The organism is Planctomycetota bacterium, assembly GCA_016235865.1.
Taxonomy (GTDB): Bacteria; Planctomycetota; MHYJ01; order JACQXL01; family JACQXL01; genus JACRIK01.
In genome coordinates this window covers 68,632-94,478 of the sequence record JACRIK010000035.1, presented here as the reverse complement: position 1 = coordinate 94,478, position 25,847 = coordinate 68,632, and the positions used below count along the sequence as shown (strand labels likewise).

20 protein-coding genes are annotated in these 25,847 nt (G+C 50.5%); 8 read left to right on the top strand and 12 right to left on the bottom strand.

Annotated elements, in window-relative coordinates:
* Window positions 1–279: 279 nt before the first annotated feature.
* Window positions 280–1,251, bottom strand: a complete 972-nt coding sequence (locus tag HZA49_11325) for a radical SAM protein (protein ID MBI5780027.1) — start codon at window positions 1,249–1,251, stop codon at window positions 280–282.
* 180 nt (window positions 1,252–1,431) lie between these two features.
* Here HZA49_11325 and HZA49_11320 point away from each other — a divergent pair, with 180 nt between their 5' ends.
* A complete protein-coding gene (locus HZA49_11320) occupies window positions 1,432–3,393 on the top strand; it encodes an APC family permease (protein ID MBI5780026.1) in 1,962 nt (653 codons plus the stop codon).
* A 141-nt stretch (window positions 3,394–3,534) separates the two neighbouring features.
* On the opposite strand, the gene HZA49_11315 is transcribed toward HZA49_11320, so the two are convergent.
* From HZA49_11315 to HZA49_11305, 3 genes are all read right to left on the bottom strand, one after another.
* Entirely contained in the window at window positions 3,535–3,771 is a 237-nt protein-coding gene (locus HZA49_11315) for a glutaredoxin family protein (GenBank protein ID MBI5780025.1), read from the bottom strand.
* 176 nt (window positions 3,772–3,947) lie between these two features.
* The gene (gene radA, locus HZA49_11310; GenBank protein MBI5780024.1) at window positions 3,948–5,309 is read right to left on the bottom strand and encodes a DNA repair protein RadA; all 1,362 of its coding nucleotides are present in this window, start codon (window positions 5,307–5,309) and stop codon (window positions 3,948–3,950) included.
* Window positions 5,310–5,343: 34 nt separating this feature from the next.
* A complete protein-coding gene (locus HZA49_11305; protein MBI5780023.1) occupies window positions 5,344–6,114 on the bottom strand; it encodes a 16S rRNA (uracil(1498)-N(3))-methyltransferase in 771 nt (256 codons plus the stop codon).
* A 181-nt stretch (window positions 6,115–6,295) separates the two neighbouring features.
* Between HZA49_11305 and HZA49_11300 the strand changes: the two genes are divergently transcribed.
* Window positions 6,296–7,309 (top strand): acetyl-CoA carboxylase carboxyltransferase subunit alpha, encoded by a 1,014-nt coding sequence (locus tag HZA49_11300; GenBank protein ID MBI5780022.1) that lies wholly within the window; start codon window positions 6,296–6,298, stop codon window positions 7,307–7,309.
* A 14-nt stretch (window positions 7,310–7,323) separates the two neighbouring features.
* Here the strand turns inward: HZA49_11300 and HZA49_11295 are convergent, their stop codons facing one another.
* From HZA49_11295 to HZA49_11270, 6 genes are all read right to left on the bottom strand, one after another.
* Window positions 7,324–7,707, bottom strand: a complete 384-nt coding sequence (locus tag HZA49_11295; GenBank protein MBI5780021.1) for a hypothetical protein — start codon at window positions 7,705–7,707, stop codon at window positions 7,324–7,326.
* The gene (locus tag HZA49_11290; GenBank protein MBI5780020.1) at window positions 7,704–8,687 is read right to left on the bottom strand and encodes a type II secretion system protein; all 984 of its coding nucleotides are present in this window, start codon (window positions 8,685–8,687) and stop codon (window positions 7,704–7,706) included. The genes HZA49_11295 and HZA49_11290 overlap by 4 nt, the downstream gene beginning before the upstream one ends.
* Entirely contained in the window at window positions 8,688–12,737 is a 4,050-nt protein-coding gene (locus HZA49_11285; GenBank protein MBI5780019.1) for a hypothetical protein, read from the bottom strand.
* A gap of 216 nt (window positions 12,738–12,953) precedes the next feature.
* Window positions 12,954–14,129 (bottom strand): AmmeMemoRadiSam system radical SAM enzyme, encoded by a 1,176-nt coding sequence (gene amrS, locus HZA49_11280; GenBank protein MBI5780018.1) that lies wholly within the window; start codon window positions 14,127–14,129, stop codon window positions 12,954–12,956.
* A gap of 3 nt (window positions 14,130–14,132) precedes the next feature.
* Window positions 14,133–15,098 (bottom strand): hypothetical protein, encoded by a 966-nt coding sequence (locus HZA49_11275; GenBank protein MBI5780017.1) that lies wholly within the window; start codon window positions 15,096–15,098, stop codon window positions 14,133–14,135.
* A gap of 47 nt (window positions 15,099–15,145) precedes the next feature.
* On the bottom strand, window positions 15,146–16,123 hold the full coding sequence (locus HZA49_11270) for a hypothetical protein (GenBank protein ID MBI5780016.1): 978 nt from the start codon (window positions 16,121–16,123) through the stop codon (window positions 15,146–15,148).
* Window positions 16,124–16,405: 282 nt separating this feature from the next.
* On the opposite strand from HZA49_11270, the gene rplT reads away from it, so the two are divergent.
* The 3 genes from rplT to pheT all read left to right on the top strand — a co-directional run bounded on the left by rplT (window position 16,406) and on the right by pheT (window position 20,074).
* Window positions 16,406–16,759, top strand: a complete 354-nt coding sequence (gene rplT, locus HZA49_11265) for a 50S ribosomal protein L20 (protein ID MBI5780015.1) — start codon at window positions 16,406–16,408, stop codon at window positions 16,757–16,759.
* 73 nt (window positions 16,760–16,832) lie between these two features.
* The gene (pheS, locus tag HZA49_11260) at window positions 16,833–17,915 is read left to right on the top strand and encodes a phenylalanine--tRNA ligase subunit alpha (GenBank protein MBI5780014.1); all 1,083 of its coding nucleotides are present in this window, start codon (window positions 16,833–16,835) and stop codon (window positions 17,913–17,915) included.
* 68 nt (window positions 17,916–17,983) lie between these two features.
* Entirely contained in the window at window positions 17,984–20,074 is a 2,091-nt protein-coding gene (pheT, locus tag HZA49_11255) for a phenylalanine--tRNA ligase subunit beta (protein MBI5780013.1), read from the top strand.
* A 117-nt stretch (window positions 20,075–20,191) separates the two neighbouring features.
* On the opposite strand, the gene HZA49_11250 is transcribed toward pheT, so the two are convergent.
* A complete protein-coding gene (locus tag HZA49_11250; protein ID MBI5780012.1) occupies window positions 20,192–20,506 on the bottom strand; it encodes a hypothetical protein in 315 nt (104 codons plus the stop codon).
* Window positions 20,507–20,805: 299 nt separating this feature from the next.
* On the opposite strand from HZA49_11250, the gene HZA49_11245 reads away from it, so the two are divergent.
* Genes HZA49_11245 through HZA49_11235 form a run of 3 tightly spaced genes read left to right on the top strand, consistent with a single transcriptional unit; the run spans window position 20,806 to window position 24,668 of the window.
* On the top strand, window positions 20,806–22,083 hold the full coding sequence (locus HZA49_11245) for a hypothetical protein (protein MBI5780011.1): 1,278 nt from the start codon (window positions 20,806–20,808) through the stop codon (window positions 22,081–22,083).
* Window positions 22,084–22,104: 21 nt separating this feature from the next.
* Window positions 22,105–24,507 carry a hypothetical protein gene (locus HZA49_11240; protein ID MBI5780010.1) on the top strand — a complete coding sequence of 801 codons (2,403 nt, stop codon included), beginning with the start codon at window positions 22,105–22,107 and terminating at the stop codon, window positions 24,505–24,507.
* 5 nt (window positions 24,508–24,512) lie between these two features.
* The gene (locus tag HZA49_11235; GenBank protein ID MBI5780009.1) at window positions 24,513–24,668 is read left to right on the top strand and encodes a hypothetical protein; all 156 of its coding nucleotides are present in this window, start codon (window positions 24,513–24,515) and stop codon (window positions 24,666–24,668) included.
* Here HZA49_11235 and HZA49_11230 read toward each other — a convergent pair whose 3' ends face one another.
* A complete protein-coding gene (locus tag HZA49_11230; protein ID MBI5780008.1) occupies window positions 24,669–25,760 on the bottom strand; it encodes an ABC transporter ATP-binding protein in 1,092 nt (363 codons plus the stop codon).
* Between the last annotated feature and the right edge of the window lie 87 nt (window positions 25,761–25,847).

Sequence of the window (25,847 nt, the reverse complement as noted above, 5' to 3'; positions counted from 1 at the left end):
GGGGCTAAGCTGGCATTACATGGGCGCCGAGTTGGCATTAGATGGGGGCTAAGCTGGCATTACATGGGCGCCGAGTTGGCATTAGATGGGGGCTAATCTGGCATTACATGGACGCCGAGTTGGCATTAGATGGGGGCTAAGCTGGCATTATATGGGCGCCGAGTTGGCATTAGATGGGGGCTAATCTGGCATTATATGGGCGCCAAGCATATATATAAGAGTGGGGTATAAAAAAAATGCCCCGAAATAATCGGGACTCGCTACGGCTCGCAGGCAAGGTTAAATAGAATTTGGGCTAAACGGATTTTCTTTTTGGAAGTCGGGCAGGAAGTCATCACTGCTAACTAACTCCTGGATATAGCAGTTCTCTAATCCCAGTTTCTCGGCGTAGGCCACCACCTCTTTATATTCTGCCGGAGTTAAGCGCCGATTGATTTCCGGGTGCTGATGCGCTTTGTGTGATGGATGATATTGGGACATCAAACTGATATAAGCATTCCTGGATATTTCTCTGGCAATGAAGTCCAGACAGTCAAATGTCCCGCTCAGGCGATTAGGCAGGACCAGATGCCGGATGAGCAAGCCGCGTTGGGCAATGCCTTTTTCGTCCGTGATTAAATTGCCGACTTGTCTGTACATTTCTTTTAAGGCCAGGCGATTGTGCTTTACATAATTATCTACGCCTGAATATTCTTTGGCATACCTGTTATCCGCATATTTGATGTCCGGTAGGTAGATGTCCACAATCCCATCCAGGAGTTTAAGCGTGGCCAGCGCGTCATAGCCATTGGTGTTATAAACCAGTGGCAGGTTCAGTCCTTTAGGAATAGCCAGAGCCAGCGCCGAGAGAATCTGCGGGACAAAATGGGTCGGGGAGACCAGATTGATATTATGGCATTCCTGTTTCTGGAGCGAGAGCATGATATCGGCTAATTCGCCGGTGGTGACCGGATGCCCATGACCCTGCTGGCTAATCTGGTAATTTTGGCAGAAGACGCATCTCAGGTTGCAGTTGGTGAAGAATATGGTACCCGAACCTTTAGACCCGGATATAGGCGGTTCTTCGCCGAGATGCGGCCCGGCAGAAGAGATAACAACCTCTTTGCCGCTTTGGCAAAAACCTAACTCGTCCTTGAGTCGGTTTATCTTGCACTCACGCGGGCAGAGGGTGCATTGAGCCAGTATCCGGGTTGCCTGGCTTGCCTGGTTGGCTATCTCATCGGCCCCGAGTTGTAAATAACCGGCTTTCATAAATATCAATCCGATGATATATAATATATATTTATTGACCTATCCATAGATTTCAGCCATTATATAATGACCTATTCTGATATTATATCGGGATGGGTTATTTTTTTAGTAATTATTCAGCCACCAAGACACAAAGAACTCTTAGTGCCTTGGTGCCTTCGTGGCGAATTACTATATTTTATGAAATTATCCGACATAAAACATTTTCTGATAGGCAAGGCCAAGAACCCGTTTGATCCGGGCATATTCAGGCGGATTTCCCTGATGGCGCTGCTGGCCTGGGTGGGCCTGGGCGCGGACGGGCTGTCCTCATCCTGTTACGGCCCGGAGCACGCTTTTGTCGGCTTAAACGGTAACGGATTTTTGGTGGTCTACCTGGCTATTGCTGTTGCCATGACCATTGCCATAATCTCGCTTTCTTACAGCCAGATAATAGAGGAATTCCCGCTGGGCGGCGGCGGCTATACCGTGGCCACCAAATTAATCAGCCCGTCAGCCGGCGTGGTGGCCGGCTCTGCCCTGATTGTTGACTATGTCCTGACTATTGCCATATCAGTGGCCAGCGGGGTAGATGCTATTTTTAGTTTCTTATCACCGCAATTCCAGTCATATAAGGTGATTTCATGTATCTTAGGCGTAAGTATACTGATTATCCTTAACCTGCGCGGGGTTAAGGAGTCCATTACTGTTTTACTGCCCATATTTGCCACTTTTGTTATTACCCATATAATTATGATTGGTTCGGCATTATTCCAGCACTCTTTTGCATTGGCATCTTTTGTCGCGGACAGTATTCCCCAGACCCGGACAATGGTGCAGACTACCGGTATTTGGGCGATGCTGTTTATACTTCTCAAGGCCTACACGCACGGCGCCGGCACATTCACAGGAATAGAAGCGGTCAGTAACGCTTTACCGACTTTAAGCGAACCAAGGGTGCAAACAGGCAAAAAAACGATGCTTTATATGGCAGTTTCCCTGGCGCTGGTTTCGGGATTTATCCTGCTTTTCTATGGGCTATTTCAGGTTGTGGTTAGCGAGGGTAAAACACTTAATGCCACGTTGTTTGAGAGAATTGTCCAGACATGGAATACGCCATTCGGCCAGTGGCTGGTGATTTTGACGCTTGTTTCTGAGGCGGCGTTGTTATTTGTGGCGGCTCAGGCCGGTTTTATTGATGGTCCACGCGTAATGTCCAATATGGCGTTGGACCAGTGGATGCCGAGGCGCTTTACCCACCTGAACGAACGGCTGACTATTTCCAACGGCATTCTGTTTATGGGACTCGGTTCCATCGCCATTGTCATGCTTACCAGAGGCAGTGTTGCTTTCCTGGTCGTGCTTTACAGCATCAACGTTTTTATCACCTTTTCGCTTTCCCAATTAGGTATGTGTCGGCACTGGCTCCAAGTCAGGGGCCAGAATAATAAGTGGTTTGGCAAGTTTATGGTTAATTCCACCGGGTTCTTGTTAACAACAAGCGTTCTGTTGATATTAATCGCCTTTAAGTTCAGCGAGGGCGGCTGGTTGACCTTGTTAATTACCGGGGGCGTGATCGTAGTAGCTGTCATTATTAAACAGCATTATTTATCCACCCGCCGGGCCCTCAAGAGGCTGGACGATATACTCACTAATGTGCCGCGGCTGGAAAACCTGCAGCCCATACCCGAGAAAATCCCGCCTGAAGAGCCGACGGCCGTGCTTCTGGTCAGCGGCTATAACGGCTTTGGGATTCATATGTTCTTCTCGGTGGAAAAACTGTTCCCCAAGATATTCAAGAGAATCGTTTTTGTCTCGGTAGGGGAGTTGGATATCGGAAGATTTAAGGGAGTAAGCGAGGTGGAGAACCTGCGCGCCAATACCGAGACGGATATGAAGAAATACGTCCAGATGGCCAATGACTTCGGTTTCTATGCCGAATACCGGTTTGACGTCTCGGTGGATACCATAGAGATGTTGGTGACCCTGAGCAATCAGATACACAGGGAATATCCCCGCTCGGTATTCTTCAGCAGTAAACTGGTCTTCAAGGACGAGAACTTCTTTACACAGATACTACATAATGAAACCGCTCTCAGGATTCAGAGACGATTGGCGCTGGAAAACAAACAGACCGTGGTCATGCCGATAAGGGTATATTAGAGACAGTAGGAACGAAGTGACGTACTGTCTCTTATCCCGTAGTGATAACGGAGGGATTAGAGCGAGATGACTGATGGGATTGCTTCTGGCGCCGTTGGCGCCATCGCAATGACAGTCATTAGAAGCGTAAGCGAAGCAATCTTATTTAGCGCCCAGCAATTGATTCAACTTATTCTGGTCAAATCCGATAATCACCTCGTTATCCACGGTAATGACCGGCACGCCCATCTGGCCTGAGACCTTGACCATTTCCTTGGCCTTTGCCGTATCGGCCGCGACATCAATATCCTCAAAGGGTATATTTTTGCCTTTGAGATATTCCTTGGCCCGGACGCACCAGGGGCAGGTGGGCGTTGAATAGACCTTGACAGTTTTCATATAAAACTCCTTTAAACACAAATAGTAATATATTAGCCAAATGTAAAGAAGAGAACACGAATCTCACGAATACGGCGAATAAGACGAATTTAGTTATTCGTGTGATTCGTTCCATTCGTGTTATTCACTTCGTGGTCACGCTTCGCTTAGTGCGTGTTACTCTGGTATTTAGTGTTTTAGAATAACTCCTTTATTATTTCCGATAGATACGACGGCGTAATAAGTTTTACGTCTTTGGTTTTCAGGTTTTTGGCATTGCCTTGGGGGATAACAATCTTCTTGAATCCCAGCCGGACTGCCTCCTGGATGCGGGTTTCAATCTGGTTGACCGGCCTGATTTCCCCGGTCAGTCCGACCTCGCCGATAAAGGCCATGCCGGCCGGGAGGGGCTTATTTTTATAGCAGCTGAAGACGGCTAAGGCAATGCCCAGGTCTGCGGCCGGTTCATCTATCTTGACACCGCCGACCACGTTGACATAGACGTCCTGGGAGCCCAGGGTCAGGCCGAGCCGGCGCTCCAGCACGGCCAGAATCATGACCGTGCGGTTAAAGTCCACTCCGCTAACCCGGCGGGTGGGCGCGGCATAATAAGACCTTGAGGTTAGTGCCTGGACTTCAACCAAAAACGGCCGCGAACCGATGAGCGTGGAAATCGCCACGGTGCCGGCAACGTCTTGATTGGACTGGGAGATAAATAACTCCGATGGATTGGTAACCTCAGACAGTCCGTCTTCCTTCATCTCAAAGATGCCGATTTCGTTGGTTGAGCCGAAGCGGTTCTTGACGGCCCGGAGGATGCGGAATGACTGGAACCGGTCGCCCTCAAAGTAAAGGACTGTATCCACCAGATGCTCCAGACTCTTTGGCCCGGCCAGCGAGCCCTCCTTGGTGATGTGGCCGACCAGGAACAGGCAGATATGGGAGCGTTTGCAGAGATAGACCAAATCCATGGCTGATTCGCGCACCTGGGTGAGCGTGCCCGGTGAGGTCGGTATTTCCGGCTTATAAACCATCTGGATAGAATCAATCACCACCAGATTGGGTTTGTATTCATCTATATAGGCGGCAATCAGCGCGATATTGGTTTCCGAGACAATCCAGAGATTGTCCGAGGTGATATTGAGCCGTTCGGCCCGAATCTTGGTCTGGTAAACCGATTCCTCGGCGCTGACGTAAAGTATCTTGATGCCGCCCTGGGCCAATTTATTGCAGACCTGCAGCAGGATGGTTGATTTGCCGATGCCCGGGTCGCCGCCGATAAGCGTGGCCGAGCCGACCACGATTCCGCCGCCCAGGATGCGGTCGAATTCCTTGATGTCGCTGGTCAGACGGGTGGAGGTTAGGACTTTGATGTCATTGATGGATACGGGTTTTTCCTGTCCCAGGGACTGTCGCGGGGTAGCGGATGTTGGGGCGACCAGTTCTTCGATAATGGTTCCCCATTCGCCGCATTCCGGGCATCGGCCCAGCCATTTAGGGCTGGCGGCGCCGCATTTCTGGCAGATATAAGCGGTCTTGGGTTTCTTTAACTGACGCATTTGATACACCCCTTGCCCCTCTTAATAGAGGGGATTAATTAGAAGTAAAGTGATATAATAACATTCCCAGCATGGTTATGGCCGCGGTTTCCACTCGCAAGATGGAGTTAACCGGCAGCCGGACCGGCTGGACACCCCATTTGATGGCAGCGGCGACTTCTTCCCTGGTAAAATCGCCTTCCGGACCAACCAGGTATAATATTTTATTTCCGCCTGTCAGGTTAGCTTTTTTCAGCACCTCTGGCAAGTATTTATCGGCATTGGGCACGGCTATCAGTGAGAGCGAGAAATTAGTTATGATGTTGGTTAATTGATTGAAGGGAATGGGATTGTCAATAGCCAGGACGGCATTCTGGCCGGTCTGTTTGGCGGCTACCACCGCCAGCTTATGCCAGCGGGCTATTTTATTCTTGGACGCGGCATCGGGTTTGACTACAGTTCGTTCAGTAATAATCGGAATCAATCTGGCCATCCCAATCTCGGCTGATTTTTCCACCAGCCAGTCCATCCGGCTGCCCTTGGCAATGGCGCAGGCCAGGGTGATATTTGGAGATACGGGATGCGGGATACGGGATACAGAATGGTTAGCAACCACTAAAGAGAGAATCTTTAGTTTGACAGGGCTTTTGGGCGATATGGAGGCGATTTCAGCAATATATGATTCATTGCGGTTATTAAAGACCTCGACCGTTGAGCCGAGTTTCAGGCGCAGGACGTTCTTGAGATGGTTTGATTGGGCCTGGTCCAGGATAATTATCCCGCCCGGCGCGGCAGAATCACTATAGAATCTTTTTAGATGAGCCATAGAGCCATATTAGCACACCGGAATAATAATCGCAAGGGTTTTATATATTTCTCTTGACGCGGCCGGATATTTTTGATATGAATATTATTTATACTTGACAACCATATTGGATTTCTGCTAAAACCCCACTGCTCATAATAATAATATTTTTGATATGGTGGGTGGGTAATTATAATTGCTTATGGAAGAGAATATAAAAGGGCTGGATTTTGAGACGCCGATCCTGGAACTGGAGCATAAGATTACCCAGTTAGAGGGTTTTTCCAGGATTGCCGAGATAGACCTTTCCGATGAGATAAGAAAGCTTCGGGCCCGGGCGGCTTTCCTCAAGAAGGATATCTACAAGAATCTGACGCCCTGGCAGAGGGTGCTGCTGGCCCGGCACCAGTCCCGGCCGCAGGTGACCGATTATATCCATCTTCTGTGCGGAGCCGATTTCGTGCCGCTGCACGGCGACCGTTCGTTCCGCGACGACCCGGCCATGGTCTGCGGCATGGGTAAGATCGGGGCCCACAAGGTCATGCTTATCGGCACCCGTAAGGGCAAAAATATCCACGACCGGGTGACCTGCCATTTCGGCTGCCCGCATCCTGAGGGTTATCGCAAGGCGCAACTCAAGATGAAACTGGCTGAGAAATTCAATCTGCCCATCGTTACCCTGATAGATACGCCGGGCGCTTATCCGGGCATCGGGGCCGAGGAACGGGGCCAGGCACTGATTATCGCCCAGAACATCTTTGAAATGTCGCATCTAAAGACGCCGATAATCTGCGTGGTCATCGGCGAAGGCGGCAGCGGCGGGGCGCTGGCCATCGGAGTGGGCGATCATTTTGCCATCCTGGAAAACTCATATTTTTCAGTTATATCGCCCGAGGGCTGCGCGGCCATATTGTGGAAGAGCAATGCCAAGGCGCCCGAAGCGGCTAAGGTGCTGAAACTGACTTCTTATGATTTATTGTCATTGGGGATAGTTGATGAGATTATCCCTGAGCCGCTGGGTGGGGCGCACCGTGATTACAACGCCACCGCAGATAATCTCAAGAAAAGCATATTAACCGCGTTGGATAAATTGCACACCATACCGATTGATACTCTGGTCCAGCAGAGGTATGAGAAATACCGCAAGATTGGCCAATTCCTGGAAACACAGCAGAATGATTTGCAGCTCAAACCGGCCGGCACAGAAAAGTCCTAAGACGCACGGATACTTTACCGCAATGGGAATATAATGAGCGTCCGGAATGTTTCCTGTTGGTTCTTGCCCCATTTAATAGCCAGGGTTACTACGCGACTGGTCGGTTCAGTGCCGGTAACTGTTGAGAATGTCAGGTCATAAGTATAGATGCCCGGGAATTGTGAATGCGTCTGGTCGGCGCGGTCCTGTAAATCAACGGACGCCGGGTGCTGGCCGCTTTCCAGTTCCGAGAATATGGTGGTGGCCATTCGGGAAATGGTTTCATCGTTAACACTCCGTCGGTGCGAATAGGTGGCGGCTCCGAACAGCCCGAAGATGGTGGTCAGTCCGAATACCAGAATCATCAGGGCTACCAGAATCTCCAGAAAACTAAACCCGCTATTTAACTTTATTTTCATCTTATATTGGTCGGCAAATAAAACGTGCTTTCCATGGTTTCGCCGTATTGGACTTCACTGCCGCCATTATGCGGCGCCAGGATGGTATTTCTCTGGGCGCGCAGCACGTTCAATTTATAATATGATTTGCTTTGGACCATCAACCATTCATTATCAACCTTGAGGAAGCTTCCGGCGCCTAACAGCGTCCGGGGAAGATTTATGGTCGCGGTGTCGCCGACCAAACTGTCGGTCAGGGTGATTTTAGGGCTGTTTAGCGGCATGGATTTTATATCCAGGGTGATTTTGACCGTGGCCGGCAGGTTTTGCGGCATAAGCAGGTAAGTTCCGGCTGGCGCAGGCGGCGAAGATGTTATCCGGGAATCCCAGGCCGGAACCGTGCCGGAAAATATTCCGCCCAAATACAGAACGTCATCAAAGGCCTGAGAACTTTGCGTTGGAGTAATAGGATTCTGCGGCCCCAATCCCGGCTGCCAGAAACCGGCCGCCACTGTTTCACTGATGACGCCCCTGATTAATTGCGGTTTCCCGGCAGAAGTTTCCAGGTAATAGACAATCCGTTCCTTATTTACCTTGTAGGTGGGTGAAACCGCCGGCGTGGTCGAGACCAGAGTGTAGAACTCGTCATTATCCATCCGGATTACATAAAGCCAGGGATTGTTGTTCTGGTCAAGGCCGGAATAAAAAGATGGCTCTTTGGAATCCTGGGCATCAATATACAATGCGGTATTAAAGTTATTTGTTATGACGGTCCGGCTGACCGGCTCGTTGAATACGCCGGACAGGTCTTTCTTTATCTGTTCCATAACTATCTGTCCCCGTTCGTAAACGTCGCCCCGGTTTTCCCCGGTCTTCCATAAATCCAGCCCGCGCTGGAGGAATTCGACCAGCAAAACGGACAGGAAAACGAAGATACTCACGGCAATGATGATTTCTACCAGCGTAAACCCTCTGATAGATTTAGTATTATTAGTCAGCATCTATCTTTCCTGCTTTGATAAGGTTATAATGGGTTTGGCGTATGTTACGTGGATATCTTTCAGTAATGGCGAGCGTTTCCAGGCATTGCCGGTTAAGGCGCCGGGCAGATATTGGAAAAAGACCATTACTTCTACCTGGTCGGCCTTGACATTCAATTCATTAGGGTCGGTTGGGTTAGTGAACTCGAATATCCCGCCCGGCTGGTTGTTTGGAGTAGTATTCCAGGCCGGCTGGTTATCAAACCGGACCAGGAATCTCAGGCGAATCAGGTTATCATTGCTGGGGATATGTTCCTCGTCCCAGGTGATTCGCTTCCAGGTGGCGCCCCGGGCCAGGTGCGCGGCCTGGAAATAGGCCATCTGGCTGTCAAAGGCGTTTGCTTTCTCCAAATGCCAATACCTGAATGGAATAGCATAGCAGAGCGTATTGGTTTGGTGGTTTTGAGGGCTGGTCCCGAACATTCCCCTGAATATGCCGTTACTATGCTCCGGCATTCTCAAGAATCCGCCGCTCGTCTGTAAGTAACCGGCCACTTCTCCGGTATTAAAGTTATCCCCGATCAGGACATAACCGTTGCTGGCAAATCCGCCAGATGATTTGATGGGTATCCTAAAGTTTTCCGGAAATATGCCTTGGCTCAAGGCCGTGACCGGCAAAAACCTGCTTAGATTGAATATCCGCTGGCCATAATCGTGCGTCTGGATAGGGGTGTTCAAATAACCCCTGACGCAGGCCGTCAGGGTGCTGGTAGATGTGGAGGCAAATCCGATGTATTCATCGCCGATTTTAATGAGTCCGCTATTAGCTGATAATGTATCGCTTAGTGTAACAGTTGTTTTGCCACTATCCGATGCCAGGAGCGTCTCGGTTATAACACGGTTATCCTTGGCGTCGCTGAAGAATTTCACCTCATCAATTGTGGCCGAGAGGTTGGAGCCGATGGTAAAGGAGGTAGCCGGGAAATAGGACGGCAGTTCATCGGACGGGAATTTTAGCAGGCGGGTGACCATGCCGTCAACCGTGTAATTACGTGAGAGATTGTCACTAAAGGCAAATAAACTGGGTGGAGTTCTAGTCGCGCTGTAACCGTCAGGTATACTGCCGCTAAATAGAAAAACCGGGGCTCTATTTTTGTTCACCGCATTCCTGACTGTTTTCTCTTCTTTAGGATTAGCCTGGTTGCTTTCAATTATAGTAACGGTATCATTCTTTCCGGTATAAGGGTGTTGGGCGAAAAAGACCGGGATGATTGGGGTATCAGGGCTATGAGTAGTGGGGCTTGAAACCCAGCCACGGGCCAATATCGATGGCGCGCCGTTAGCGATGGGTCCGACAAAGAAGTTAGTATTAGTGATTGCTTTCTGGAGCGGACCAAACCATTCGTCATCAATCTGGATGATGGCCGGTGAATTGTAGTTGGTAGTGTCAGAAACCTGGATTGAGAATACTTGAACAGCAGCAGGTGGGTTAGACGGGGTAGGTGTGATAGGACCGCCAGAATGCACTGACGCCGTAGTGTTCTCTGCTCCGCGCTGGCAGTTTTCTAAGGTAGATGTGCTGGTGACATATGAGTCATAATAGATTACCTCATTATCAATTCGAACATACCCCTTGGAAGGTAAGCCAGTTATGGTCATGGTTACAAAGGTTGACGTAATGGGAATGCTTGTATCATTGGCCCCGATTTGGCTGCCCGGTTTATCAATAACGATATTACCGGGCGAGGTTATGGGAATCGTATCAATTAATGTTGCACCGCCCATACACAATGGGTTACCCGGTAGAATGAATGGGGTTAGGCTTATGGCTATTAGGAAATTGTCAATGAATGGATTTGAGTAGCCGTAAATCGTAACCTTTGCTCCGGCAGTATGAGAAATGATAGGAGTCCAACGGCTGCCCCTGCCGGTAAGTGCCAATTGGGTTGGGCTCATCGGGTTCCAGATAGTCTGGACGATAAAGCCATTACCCGTCTTTGAGATATAATCAATGGCTTCTATGCCGATTTCAATAACGCCGGCAGATGGGAACCCGTCAGTGGACCCGACATTAATAGTCATTTCATTCTGGCTATTATCCATACCGCTTACATCAGATATATTGGCCGTGAGCTGGGTCAGAATTGGCTGGGGGCTTGAATTATCATAATGGCCGAAAGAGCCGATAGGCCGGCCGTCCAAGAACAGGGCCATTTGGGCGTATTTTGTGCCTTCCCAAAAGGCGCCGATGTGATACCAGACTTCCGGCTCAAAAGTAACCGGTGCCCTGATTTGGGCGGCCTTTTCTTCCTTCGTGGCGTCGCAGACTGATAAGACCAGTTGGCCGTTGTTATACCATAATGCTAGCCTGTTTTCGTAATCCTGCTGCTTGATATCAAACAGGTTAGCCAATCCCGGTATGCTATCAAACTTTATCCAGAATTCAACGCCGCCGGGCTGGATGTCAAGGGTGGTGGTTTGGACAGTGCTGGCAGTAGGGTATCTCAGTCCTGCTGGCTCCGGTGGTGGTAAGGGTATTTTCTGTCCATCATAAGTATCAGAGAACGAAGATGTTGTTCCTAAAGGATTTATCCTGCGGTTATCAATGGCAGTTCTTAGTTTCAGAGCGCCGATATCGGGATCGCGGGAATAATCAGGATTTAAGTTGGCCTGCGAGTCATCTCGTATGCCTAATTTAGTCAGATATGGATATGTGGTCATCTTGAAAGGATTGCCCAGATAAGTGTAGAACTCCTTATCGAAATCGTATTGACTTTCGATGCTCCAGGTTATGACATCGCTTACCGGCGCAATATCGACCACCTCATTAATGGTCGTAACCGACGCCTGGTTGCCGGACGGGTAATTGACAATGCCGGTGGAATTGAGCGTATAGATGTCATAAGAACGGTAACAGAAAGGCATGGTGCCGGTATAGTGCCTTTCAACGATATTGGCTAAATATGTTGTGGCATCCCGGGGATAAAATGAATTCAGCCAGAGTTGCCATTTTTGCATCTGGCCTCTTTGGTCTGAACTAAGAGTATTTGAAATGACCTGTTCAAGGTCAGGTGGCCCGATAAGAGGGGCTTTTGTTATTTCATCAACCAGTGTTTGGGCTTCTGCCTGGGTAACTGTGGTATTGGTTATGGCGTCATTACTGCCTACGCCGGTGAATAATGCCAGTAGCACCTCTTTAGATGCGGTATTGATATTCACTGGATGAGGTTGTTCTATTTCAACCGTGGTGGTCTCGGTCAGGAAAGAGTTTGTTATCGTGCGATCTAACCATATCGCCTCGGATGCGCCGAAATTACGCCATATTATTGGGGGGGTATCATAAGCGGTAACCCACGCATTATGATATCCTGTGGTTCCATTTACCTTGTCCGGTGTTTCTTGCATAGCCGGTCTTCCGGCTATGGGGCATAACGGACAGGGTTCTTTGGCCACGTAGGCAATAACTTCTTGGTCGCCTTGATGCAGGCGCACCCGCAAACCCTCTTCATTGCCGCAGGGAACAGGATTATCTACGTAAATGATATCGTAAGTATTTCCGTCTGATGCCAGATAACGGCGGTAGCCCGCCAGGTTCTGCGCGCCAATCCAGGGCGTAGATCGGTAAGAGTATTCAGTGATAAAATGCTGGATGTCTTCATTCGGTTTGATAAGTGTTTTTAAGTAATCAACCACCCGACGGGGCGCGGTCAGGATATTTATCTTGCCCTGCTCATCCTCCGCGTAGGACGACCAGATGATGCCCTTGGAATTGGAGGTGTCGGTGATATTAAGTTGGGATAAATCGAGAGACATTTCCCTTAGCGTATCGCAATCAGGGTCATTAAACGGCGCCGGATAGGGTTGTAGTTCGTAGAAATCATGGGTGCGCAGGAGCAGGTTAATGGCGCTGTTGCGGGCCCCGGATGCGGCAATGCGGCTTTGGGTTATATGAAGCGTGTCCTTGCTGGTCTTTTCCTTGTAGAGCATGGAGATGGCAAAAGGTATGCCCAGCATTATCAAGGCCGTCAGTATCAGCAGGACCAGGACTAATGTGATGCCTTTTCTAGTCATAATTGCGATGAAGATAATTATTTTATATAGATGTCAACCCCGTTAGAAACAACTGATATAACTATTAGAAAAATATGATATTAATATCAATAAATTTCTCCTGATTAATCTTTTATCCGTTGAGACGGTCGTCCCTATGGGACGACCTGTTTCTAACGGGGTCAATAATATATTCTACACCTTTATAGGCATGGAGTTGCGGTAAGATGGGATGGTTTATTGCCAGACGCCGGCCAGTTTATGGCCGCAAAACTTGCAGGCGCCTTTGGGCAGGTTATTTTCCAGCACCTTGAAGGCCAGTCGCTTAATAACCGGCTGCTGGCAGGACGGGCAGTAGGTATTGTTGCCCTCGTGCGGCGCGACATTGAAGGTATAGACGTGTTTCAGCCCCTCATCAAAGGCAATCTGACGCGCGGATTCCACGGTTTTTACCGGCGTGTCCGGCAAGTCCTTGAGTTTGTATTCGGCATGGAATCTCCCGAAATGCAGCGGCGTATCCTGGCCCAGGTTCTTCTTGACCCACTGGCACATCTTTTTGATTACTTCCAGGTCATCGTTATAGGATGGCACGATGAGATTGACGATTTCCAGGTGCTTCTTTTCCGCCTTGATTATTTCCATTGACTGCAGTATGGTGGGCAGCGACTGGCCGCAGATTTTCTGGTAGAACTTGTCGTTAAATGCCTTGAGGGTGACGGCAAATCCGCTGACATTCCTGCAGATATCCTTTAAGGGTTGCGGATTTACAAAGGCCGCGGTGCAGACCAGGTTGCGAATTCCCTTGGAGCTGGTGTAGGCCGAAACCTCTCGGACATATTCCGGGTAAACCATGGGTTCGGTGTAGGTATAACAGATGGTCTTGCATTCTTTCTTCTTCACGCCGTCCAGTGCGTCTTCCCTGGTCCAGTCGCACTTGGCGGTCTTCTCGGGTTTTTCCATCGAGACCTGCCAGTTCTGGCAGTAGAGGCAGCGTAGGTTGCAGCCGCCGATGGCCAGCGCCAGCGAATTGGTATCCGGCAGGAAATGATTGAACGGTCCTTTTTCTATCGGGTCAACGCTGATGGTGCAGGGATTATTATAGGCCTGCGACATCAGGATGCCTTTGCGGTTGACCCGGGTAAAGCAGAATGACCTCTCGCCCGGCCCGTAGATGTGGAAATTGGGGCAGAGCGTGCACTTGATTTTATTGTCAGGCAGTTTCTCGTAATATTGAGCCCCGATAGATTTGGGAACATCCTTAGATTCTGCCCAGACTTGTTGGTTGAAGTCCAGAAATACTTTCAGGGCCAGCGGCAGCGAGGCCGCGGCCAGTCCCATTTCGGAAACCTGCCTGAAGAACTCGCGCCGTGAGATTATCGGACTTCTTTTTGGTTCAGAACACTTGTGCGGCATAACCTATTTTTTCTTCTTATCAGGTTCCGGTTGGCTTTTGATGTTATCCAGATTAGCCGGCTCGGACGGCTTGAAGTTTTTCAAACTGGTCAAACGGGTTTCCAGTATCCCCAGCATCTCCGGCTTGAGGAAGAACCGACCGATTTTGTTCAAGCCCCCTTTATCCTTGTGGCGGTATTCCAGGATGTCTTTTAACTGGCCCTCAAGTTCCTCGGCCCGGTCCTTGATGATAAATTCCTCAGCCAGTTCGCCTTTATTCAACTCGAATTCCTCGGCGCTCATTGCCCTGACCCGGTCGGCCAGTTCAAAGAGACGCTTCTTTTCCTTGGACTTTTCCTCATCGTTCATCTTGCCCTTTTTCTCCTCAAACTTGGAGAAATACCGGTTCAGGATATTGTCCCGTTTCTGCTCATAGACATCCTGGGGCACCTCGCGGAGTTTTCGGAGATGTTCGATGGCCTGTTCATTGGACTTGGCCTGTCCGACCCGGACCGGATTCTTCTGGCTCTTGGGCGGCAGCAGGCAGGGCTTGAAATCATCAATGACTATCTTCTGCGCCTCGGTCAGGACATTCTCAATCCTCTCCTGGTAGGGGGCTATTTTCTTCTTGAATTCCTCGCCCAGTTCCTTGGCCCGTTCGTTATATCCGCCGGCTTGGGTTGCCACATCAGCCGGGAGTTTCGGGCCGTTTTCCAGGTTTTTCTTCAGGTCTTCAAATGACTTGAGCATTTCTTCTCCCAGCGCCTTATGTTTTTCCCGGTATGACTTGCGCATTTCCTGAACTTCTTTGAGTGTCGGGATGAGTTCGGAGAGTTGTTGTTCGCTCAGGTTCAGGCCGTTGATGAGATTGGTCAGCGAGATTTCCTCCCGGACCTTGGCGATTTTCTGTTCCAGCGGGTCCTGTTCCTCTGCCCGGAGGTTTATCGTAATGAATGCCATTACGATAGCCAATATTAATATTTTCTTCATAGCGGGTTTCCCTTTCTGATTATCTGTGCTATCTGTGGTTGCTTTTCTTACCTGGTTTTTATCTTATCCAAATCCGCCGGCGGCAGTTGTTTGGCGTTCTTCATCAGTTCCAGTCGCTTTTCCAGTATCGGCACGATTCTGGGATTGAGCAGGAATTTGCCGAGGCGAGTCGGCCCGCCGTGTCTTTCATGGCGTATTTTTTCCGCTTCTTTCTGCAGTTCCTTGTCTTTTTCCAGCGTCTTTTTACTGTCGTTGAAGAATTCCCTGGCCAGGTCCGGCCCGTTGAGTTCAAAATCCTTATCCGACATCTTGCGCGCCTTGTCCATTACGGTGCTGAGCCGTTCGGCTTCGTGTTTCTTCTCCTCGTCGTTTAACTTGCCCACGTGTTTCTGGATGTTCTCCAGATGGCGTTCAACGATTTCCGGCTTCCTGTCCTCATAGACATCCTGAGGCATCTTTCGGATGCGCCGGAGCATATCCAGTCCTTGTTCGCTGTTGGCGGCCTGGCCGGCCCGGACCGGGTCCTTGAGGTCCTTGGGCGGTATCAGGCAGGGATTGAAATTGTTGATTATTTCCACCTGTGACTCGATCAACACGCCGGTTAATTCTTTTTCTATGTTAGCCACGCTTTCCATCAATTCGCCGTTAATCCTTTTGGCTTCCTGTTCCATCATGAAGGCCTGGCGCTCGATATCCTTGGGAATGCCTTCATTCTTTTCCAATGTGGATTTAAGTTCCGTATAGGCGTTGATTACGCCATTTAAGGTCCGGGTATTTTCTGTTTCCGTCTGTGCTTTGAGCGACTGGACTTCCTTATTATATTGCAGGATTTGCCTTATTTGGTCTTCGGTGAGATTAAGGCCGTTAACCAGGTTGAGGAGCATAATCTCCTCAAATAACCCGCGGATTTGCTCTTCGCAATCAGGTTTAGAAGATGTTTTTTCTGAATAGCATTGGTTGCCGGTATAGCCGCTTATGGTCACCAGCGCCGCGGCTATCAGGGCGCTTATCAACAGTTTTCTCATAATAAATCCTCCTATTGCCCAAAAGGCAGGTTTACAATGTTATTACACATATTTATAACGATTTACACGGGTATTTTATTGTCAGGTCTTCAAATCTTATCCCAAGCCTTCTTATTTCGTGTATTAAAACACCGGGCGGGCATAAAGGTTGCGATAGGAATTATGGTATTCGTGTTCAATTTCTTGACATTGGACGTTGTTTTTATATAGTCAACTTTCTTGATATTTATATTATCGTGAATCCCGATATATATTGGGATAACCCAGTGGGTAAGGAGTGAAATTATGCGCGTAAAATCAGCAGTCGCCAGGCACAAACGAGTCAAGAAGACCATGCAGTTGGCCAAGGGCTATGACCAGGGCCGGCACCGGCTCTATCGCACGGCCAAAGAGACCATTATGAAGGCGCGGGTGGACGCCTATTTCGGCCTGAAGCGCAAGAAGCGCGACTACCGCCGGCTCTGGATTACCCGCCTGACCGCCGCCCTCAGGGCCAAAGGCGTTACCTACAGCAAGTTCATCAACGGGTTAAAGAAAGCCAATATGGATCTGAACCGGAAGATACTTTCCAATATGGCTATTTCTGACCCGACCACCTTTGATAAAATCGTGGCTATGGCGACATCGCAAAACTGAGAAATGATACAGGATACCGGATACTGGTATCAGGTGTCATTGTAGCTAATCAGCAGTTATGTCTCTACAAGAGATAGAATCGGAACTTTCCCAACTCAAAGCCAGCGCCCTGGACAAACTGGCCGAGATTAAGGCCGAGACCAAGGACGCGCTGGAAACGCTTAAGCAATTCGAGCATAAATACCTGTCCCGGGCCGGCCTGATTCGCCAGGCATCCCAGAAAATAGCTGGCGTTGAGGCGCATGAGAAGCCCAAGCTGGGCCAGCTTATCAACCAGCTCAAGGATTCGGTCACCGAGTCGTTCAACCGCAAGGTCGAGGAACTCAAAAAGGCAGTAGGGCCTAAAGCCGCCACGGTATTATTCGATGCCACCATCCCGGGCGAGCAGAAACACACTGGCCGGTATCATCCGCTCTACCAGACCTTTTTCCGGATAATAGACGTGTTCAGGCGTCTGGGATTTGATTGCGCCTACGGCCCGGAAATAGAATTGCCTTATTATAACTTCGAGGCGCTTAATGTTCCGGCCGACCATCCGTCCTGCGACGCCTTTGATACCTTTTACGTGGCGGACCTGCCTACCGGCCAGGCAGACAGCCAACGGAATTTATTATTGCGCAGCCATACCTCGCCGGTCCAGATTCGGACTATGGAAAAAGTAAAACCGCCCATCAGGATTATCGTGCCGGGCAAGGTCTTCAGGCCCGATGCCCCGACACCTTCCCGTTTTCCTATGTTCCACCAGGTCGAAGGCCTAATGGTTGATAAGGATATTACCTTTGCCAATCTCAAAGGCGTGTTGGACATCTTCTGCAAAGAGATATTCGGCCCGGACACCCGGACCAGGTTCCGGCCGTCGTTTTTTCCGTTCACCGAACCCAGCGCCGAGGTGGATATCTCCTGCGTATTCTGCCACGGCCAGGGCACTACCGGTTCCGGCGAAAATTGTCCGGTCTGCCGCGGCGAGGGTTGGATTGAAATCCTGGGCTGCGGCATGGTCCATCCTAATGTATTGAACCACGTCAAGTACGACCCGGAGAAATATACCGGCTTTGCCTTTGGCATGGGCGTGGAACGGGTGGCTATGCTCAAGCACGGCATAAATGATATTCGGCTGTTTACTGAAAACCATCTGAATTTTTTAAGCCAATTTTAGAGCCAGTTTGCGCGGAGCAAATTACTGGCTCTTATCCCGCTGAGCGGAGCGATATAGGGGTTGATATAATGAAGATAACCTACGCGATACTAAAAGAATACTGCGCGGTGGCCTTAGAGCCCAAGAAACTGGCTGACTTGTTGACCCGGCACGGGGTCAAGGTGGAGAGTCTGGAAGGCCAGGGCGATAATACCGTCTTTGAATTTGAGATTACGGCCAACCGGCCGGATTGCCTGTCCTTTATCGGCATTGCCCGGGAAACAGCATTGATTACCAAAGCCAAGGCAAAGCCCGGCCAGAAATCCAAAATCCCGGCGGCCAAATCCAAGATCGCGCCTTTTATCCGGATAAAGGAACCCAAACTCTGCCCGATGTATACCGGCCGGATTATCCGGGATGTTAAGGTCGGCCCGTCACCGGCCTGGCTCAAGAATCATTTGGAATCTCTCGGCCTTAGGAGCATTAATAATGTAGTTGATATCACTAACTGGGTGCTGCTGGAGACCGGACAGCCCTTGCATGCCTTTGATTTGGATAAACTGGCCGGACAGGAAATAATTGTCCGGACCGCGGCCAAGGGCGAGAATTTAGTGGCCATAGACGCCAAGACATATGTATTGACGCCTGACATGCTGGTGATTGCCGATGCCCAAAAACCCGTGGCCCTGGCTGGTATCATGGGCGGCAAGGACACCGAGGTAACTGAATCCACCAAGAACATCCTCTTGGAGAGCGCCTATTTTAATCCGACCTGTATCCGGCGTACCTCCAGGCATCTGGCCCTGCCGACTGATTCGTCCTACCGCTTTGAGCGGATTGTCGACCCCAAAGGCGTAGTCACCGCCTCGCAACGGGCAGCCGGATTTATACTTGAGATGGCAGGTGGAACGCTCACCGGCTATCAGGTGCTGGATTATCTTAAATACAAAGACCGAAAGGTGGTGCTCAGAACCGAACGCATCAGCCGTATCCTGGGTATTGCCATTCCTGCACCGGAAATAAAGAGAATCCTAATAGGTTTGGGCTTGATGATAAAGAAATCCAGCGCCAAGGGATTTGAACTCGTGGCGCCGTCTTTTAGGCCGGATATTAATATTGAAGTGGATATCATAGAAGAATTGGCCCGTATTTATGGTTATGACAAGATACCGGTCACGCCGCCCTGTATTGAATTGAAGGTGGCTCAGCCAGACCGGATATATGATGTTACCCGAACGGCCCGGAGTCATCTGGTTGAGACAGGTTATAACGAGGTAATGACCAATAGCTTTTGGGACAAAGAGGCGTTATTTATAGATACATTAGATGGTAAATTTCAAGCAGTAGATCTGGTCGGTCTTTTAGCGCCGGACGGCACTACAGACCGCTTCCTGAGAAACAATCTGGTCAAAGGCCTGCTTGAGGTCTTCAATCTCAACGAGAACTATTTGCATTCACAGGCCCAGAAGACTATAAAGTTCTTTGAAATCAGTAAAACCTATCATAAGGTCGGCAATGCCACCAAAGAAGGATTCTCTTTGGGTATAGTGGATAATGCCGGATTTTATTCGCTCAAAGGAACACTTGAAGGGCTGTCCAGCGTCCTGGGCCTGCAGGATAAAATATCTTTTACCGCCCAAAATACTGCCGTAGTTCCCAAAGGCATCCAGAATATCGTTGGCATTAACCTGGATAATACGCCTATTGGTTATCTGGGCACTATGCAAAAGGCCCCCTCCGATGTCTATCGGAGTGGTCGGGATCACGCCCCGATAGGGGCGGCGCACCGGGAGGCCGATGTGACTATTGGTGTTTTAGAGGTAGACTTTGAAGCGCTTATCAGCCAAGCTGACTTGGCCAAGCAGTATAAGTCATTCATCAGGTTGCCGGCCGTCACCCGGGACATTGCCGTAGTGGTTTCGGAGGATACGACTTGGGCTCAGATAGAAAGCATTTCCCGTCAGGCATTAACGCCATCAGCGCAGGATATCCCGCTTGAAAAGATAGAATTCTTTGACATCTATCGGGGCAAGCAGGTCCAGTCCGGGCACAAGAGTATAGCATTTTCATTGACATTCCGGCATCCGACCCGGACCCTGGCCAGCGAGGCAGTGGATGGGGTGGTCAAAACAGTGGTTGACGCCCTGGCTAAAGACCTCAAGGCCACGCTCAGGGCGTAAATCTTCGGTTTAACCACCTTTTTTTAACCCTAAAACCGCCATTTTCGGCTATTTTCGTCTTACATTTTGCCCCCTTCCCGCTATAAAATAGGGAGGGGGGTAGTCCCCCCACCCCCCTCATCTTATCCCTCCATACTTCTTGTCATAATCTCCGTGCAGATTCGCCATAATCTCCGGCTGGATGCGCCATAACCTCCGACCAAGTTCGCCATAACCCCCGGCCGGGTGCGCCATAATCTCCCGGCAGGTTTGCCATAACCTCCGGATGGATTTGCCATAATCCCCGGCCGGATTTGCCATAACTTCCGTACAGATGCGCCATAACCTCCGACCAGGTTCGCCATAACCCCCGGCCGGATGCGCCATAACCTCCCGGCAGGTTTGCCATAACATCCGGCCAGATTTGCCATAATCTCCCGGTAGGTTTGCCATAACCACCGGCCGGATTGGTGATAATCTCCCGTTCCTTATAAGATATGGAGAGGGTCTTTAAGAAAAACGTAGTGGATAGTGTTTTTTTTGATAAAGATGGTTATGCCTGATTTAGTCTAATTTTCCTTGTCTTTTTACATAGCATTGTTAGATTTTATGTCTTGAGTATGCGAACAGTAAGTGGGTATCTTTGATACCCATTGCTACCCTAAATTTTGCACCTTGACGGTTTTAGAGGTCATAATTATACTATTCCGTTAGGGTAGTGAGCAACTTGACGAGAACAGAAAGGAATGTGTATGTTGAGCAAGAGATGGCGCATCTTGGGGGTAATCGCATTATTAACCGGAATTATAACTGTAGGTTCCTGCGGCGGAGGCGGTTCTTCATCATCAGGCAGTAGCGGCAGTCCTTCAGCTGCCAAGGTCTTCTTCCTGACCAATTACATTACCTTGACCGGACACGCGGATTTGAATGTCGTTTCCATCAGCGGCGGAATCAGCCGAACCCTGGCTACTGATATTATTGAATACGATGCCACGCCGGACGGCTCCCGGGCGCTTTATATCGAGGATGACGGCGGCGGTAATTTCAACTACAAATCCATCCCGTCCGGCGGGGGCGCGGCCTCGCTTTTGGCCAACGTGCCTAATCATACGTGGGAGATTACGGATGATTCCTCCAAGCTGGTCTTTTCCAAGAGCAGCGATAATTCCATCAACGTGGTGCCTATGGCTGGCGGCGCGGTCACAGCCATTGTTACTTCGGGCGTTTCCGGCTTCAGGTTAACCCCGGATTCCACCCGGGTGGTTTATATCTCGCCGACCGGTGACATGAATGTAAAACCCCTGGCCGGCGGCAGTCCGACTTTTTTGGCCGCAAATGTTTCATTCACTTATCAGGCAGCATACGATTCTAATACGGTTTATTATATTGATGATACGGTTTCCGGCACCTTAAAGGCCGTGTCAATTACCGGCGGCGCGCCGGTGACCCTGGCACAGAACGTGACTGTTTTTCGGCCCTCTCGCGATTCGTCCAAGATGCTTTACCTGAGCGATTACAATGCAGTCAGCGACACCTTTACGATGAACGTGATAAATCTGGCCACCGGAGTTACCGCTACCCTGGACACCGGCGTATCAATGATGTTCGCGGACATATCACGCGACTCGTCAAGGGTGGTTTATATGAAGGACTATATTTTTCCTAGCGGTAATTTATACAGCATCACCACTTCAGGCACAACGCCGGTGCAAATCGGGCCAGTTGCATATCTGCACGAGGCCGCCATTACCCACGATTCCACCCAGGTGGTCTATGGCGCGGATTTCAATTACGCCCCTAATCTGATGAGGATAAAGCGCGTCCCGATAGCCGGCGGCTCGTCATCCCTGGTAATGGAAGGCACGAACTACTGGGAGCTCAGCCCGTATTCCGATAAGGTGGTTTATTCCTCCGGCGCGGACTATAATCCGGATACCTACAGCGCCACCCTGAAATCGGTTAATCTGAACGGGACCGATACGGTGACGCTGGGCATAGCGGTTTATGCCGGATTTGTGCAGATAAGGTAACCGGAAGTAAAAAGGATATCTATGATAATGAAGGCGGTTTACCTTGGAGTCGCGTCATTATTGATTTTCACGGGTATTATGGCCGGTTGCGGCGGGGGCGAAGGCAGTTCCGGTTCGTCCGGTCAGTCAAACCCGTTTTATCAGGCGGAAACCGTGAATGTCACCATCACCGTCAGGACGCCGGACAACACGCCCGGCGCTGATGCGCTCTGGATGCGCAAGGGGATGTATTTCGGCAGTAATGAAGAAGAAATCGTTCTGACATCTATCGCCAGCAACACCTTCAGAACCACCATCACCGCGCCCAAGGATTCCATCCTGCGTTACCGCTACAGCCGCAACGGCGACTGGGACAAGGAGGAATCGTATGCCTACCGCAACGGTAAGTTCCATATTCGCGAATTGCTTGCCGGCAAGAACCTTTCCATAAACGAAACCATTGCCAAGTGGGAGGATTTGGCCGTGGGCGGCGACGGAGTCGGCGCCATCTCAGGCACGATTACCAGTTCGGCTACCACTCTGCCGGTGATGGGTCTGCGCGTCTCAGCCGGTCCGTTCCAGGCCGTAACCAACTGGGACGGGACTTATTCCATCTTCGGAGTGCCGGCCGGCCAGTGTGCGGTGACGGTCCGGGCTGACAACGGCGAATATCTCGCCCAGGTAGCCGAAGTGACTATTCCGGCTGACGGCGTCCTGACCAGGAATTTTACGGCCACGCCGGCCGTGATGACCGGCATTACCTTTAACGTTACGGCCCCGGGCAATACGCCGCCCGGAGCGCAGGTGCGCCTGTTCGGAGATACCTATCACCTCGGGATGTTCCCGTCCTTTGAAGGCACGTCCGTTGATACCAGCAAGATGTGCCCGATGACCAATACCGGCGGGAATGTCTGGACCTATACCGCAACGCTGGGGCAGGGGACTTGCTTTGAGTATCTTTACACGCTGGGCGATTACCGGACAAACCAGGAACGCGATGCCGCCGGCGCTAACGTGGTGCGCGCCGTGATTGCGTCCGGCAGCGCGATGACCATAAACGACACGGTCGCGGCCTGGAAGTCGGCAAACCAGGTGGCCGTTACCCTGGATGTCCAGTCGCCCACCTCGGATACGGTCTATGTCACCAGCGACGGCTGGGGCGGCTGGGAACCGCTTATGATGTGGCCCCAGGGGTCCAACCAGTGGAAATACGTCTGGTATGTTGACCCGAGCCAGACCCTGAAATATAAATACATCCGCAATGGGGACCCGGCTATCGGGATGGAAAAGCTGGTCACGGATACCAACAACTCATTCCGTGAACTGGTTATTACCAACACGGCAAAAGCAGTCAGCGACACGATTACCAGTTGGCGCCACCAGTTGCGGGAAGCACTGCCTGAGCCGGTGACCCTGAATTATGACGGTCGGCCGATAACCGACCGCGCCAGCGGCCAGCCGTTCCAGACCGGCATAGAATTTATCGATTACTGGCGTTCGGCCTGGACGCCGCTGATAGAACCGGCCGTGGAGCGAATCACCGCCTCTAATGCCCGCTGGGCGCAGATTGCCTCGGTCTGGGGCATTATCAGCATCGACCCGCCCATTGTCGAGCCGGTGGGTAATTCGTTCCTGACCGAGGAACTGGTTGAGCATATCCGGGCCCTGCATAACCGGGGATTAAAGGTGGCCATCCGCGCATTTCCCTATCCGGACTCAAGCGCCGAAGAGGCCGCATTCACCCGTTCCAATACCAACCAGTGGTATGACGCGTTTTATGCGCAGGTCAGAAAGTCCGTGATGTATAACACCAAAATCGCCAAGCAGGAGAACGTGGAGATGCTGATATTATCCAATTTCAACTGGCTGGATGATTCGACGCCGGTAACCGCTACCTACATCAACCAGAAATGGAAGGACATCATTGCCGCGGTCAGGGCTGAATATCCGGCCGTAAAACTCAGCGTGGATTATTATGTGGACCGGACCGAGTATGACTGGTACGGCGACCTGGACTATTTAGGCGACAAGTGGTGGTGGCAGGTGGCGACCGACACGGCCGGCACCAACTTTGCCGCGATGAAAGCAATGGCCTTGCAGAAACTCCAGGACACTTATCTGCCGCGCTATCAGCGATTCAATAAACCGTTCATATTCGCGGAACTGGCCTATTATTCTGCGGACACATCGGCGATGCAGCAATATGGTGTTTATGCCCCGGAAATCAGCGACTTTGAACCGGCCACGCCGACATTAGTAAGCGACTGGGACGAGCAGGCCGACGCGTACGAAGCCGTGCTCTGGGCATTTGCCGAAACACCCTGGGTGCAGGGCGTATATCCGTTTGCCTACTCGTATTTAGACCACGACTCTAAGGGATTCAGTATCCGGGGCAAGACAGCGGAACAGGTGCTCAAGCAGATTTACGGATTTTTCCCGCAATAGCATCTATGAAGATAAATAAACCCTGGCACCTAAAACACAAGATGCCGGTCAATCCGACATTGGAACAGAGAATCAAGTGGCACCTGGCGCACACCAGGAACTGCGCCTGCCGGCCTATCCCGGATAAGCTGAAGGCGGAAATCAGTAAGCGGCCTGGCTAATTATCTTTCCAGTAACTGTATGGCCGTGGCCTTGATGAGGACGCTGGCTGGTTTTCCGGATGTCAATCCGAGTTCCTTGACTGATTGATGGGTGACCGAGGCGGTTAACGGCACTCCGTTGCAATCTATCTCCAGCCAGACCAGATATCTTGAGGGTATGACCTTTTTGATAATACCCTGAAGTGCATTGCGCGCGCTGCTATGTAATTGCAGTGTGTCGGTTGATATGGTAATCGATTCCGGTGGAATGCAGCACAGGACCTGCTTACCTTTGGGTGCGGGGCCGGAATACCAAAGATGAATTCCACCTGAGAGCGATAACTGGAGCATACCGCTATCCTCCCCGGTTATCTCAGCCGGGATAATATTCCTGATGCCGATGAATTCCGCCACCTCCTTGGTGGCCGGATTGCCGAATATCTCATAGGCCGTGCCGGACTGGACGATCTGTCCCTTTATCAGCACCATAAAACGGTTGGCCAGCTGGTAGGTCTCGTCCTGGTTATGCGTGACAAATATGGTGGCGCATCCGGTTGAACTCAAGATAGGCAGGGTGTCTTCTATTATAGAGCGCCGGACCGGCTCATCCAAATCCGCAAATGGCTCGTCCAGGAACAGGATTTTGGGGTTTAACACCAGGGCCCGGGCCAGCATTACCCGCCGGGCCTCGCCGCCGGAGATGCTCAGGGCATTGCGATGAGTCAGGTGGGAAATCTTCAGTGCCTTGAGCATTTCAATAACTCTTTCACCGATTTCAACCGGTCGGATATTACGAATCATTAGGCCGATTGCAACATTGTCCAGGACTGAGCGGTTATACATCGTCGGTCTCTGGGGCACAAAGGCGGTCTGGCGGTGATATTGAAGGATATCTTCACGGCTTTTTATCGCGCTACTATTATATAGAATGGTTCCATTGCCTATCTTGTGCAACAGGGCAATAATTTGCAGGAAGGTGGTCTTGCCCGCGCCATTGGGACCGATGAGGGCTACTCGTTCCCCATGATTCAGTTCAAAATGGGGGATAGATAGAGTAAACTCACCCTGTCCCTGGTAAGAGAATGATAAATCCTTAACAGCTAATAAAGACATACTTTTAGTATATAAGATTCACCACAAAGGGCACTAAGACCACAAAGTGACCGCGATAGCGAACACAAAGAATTCTTCGTGACCTTT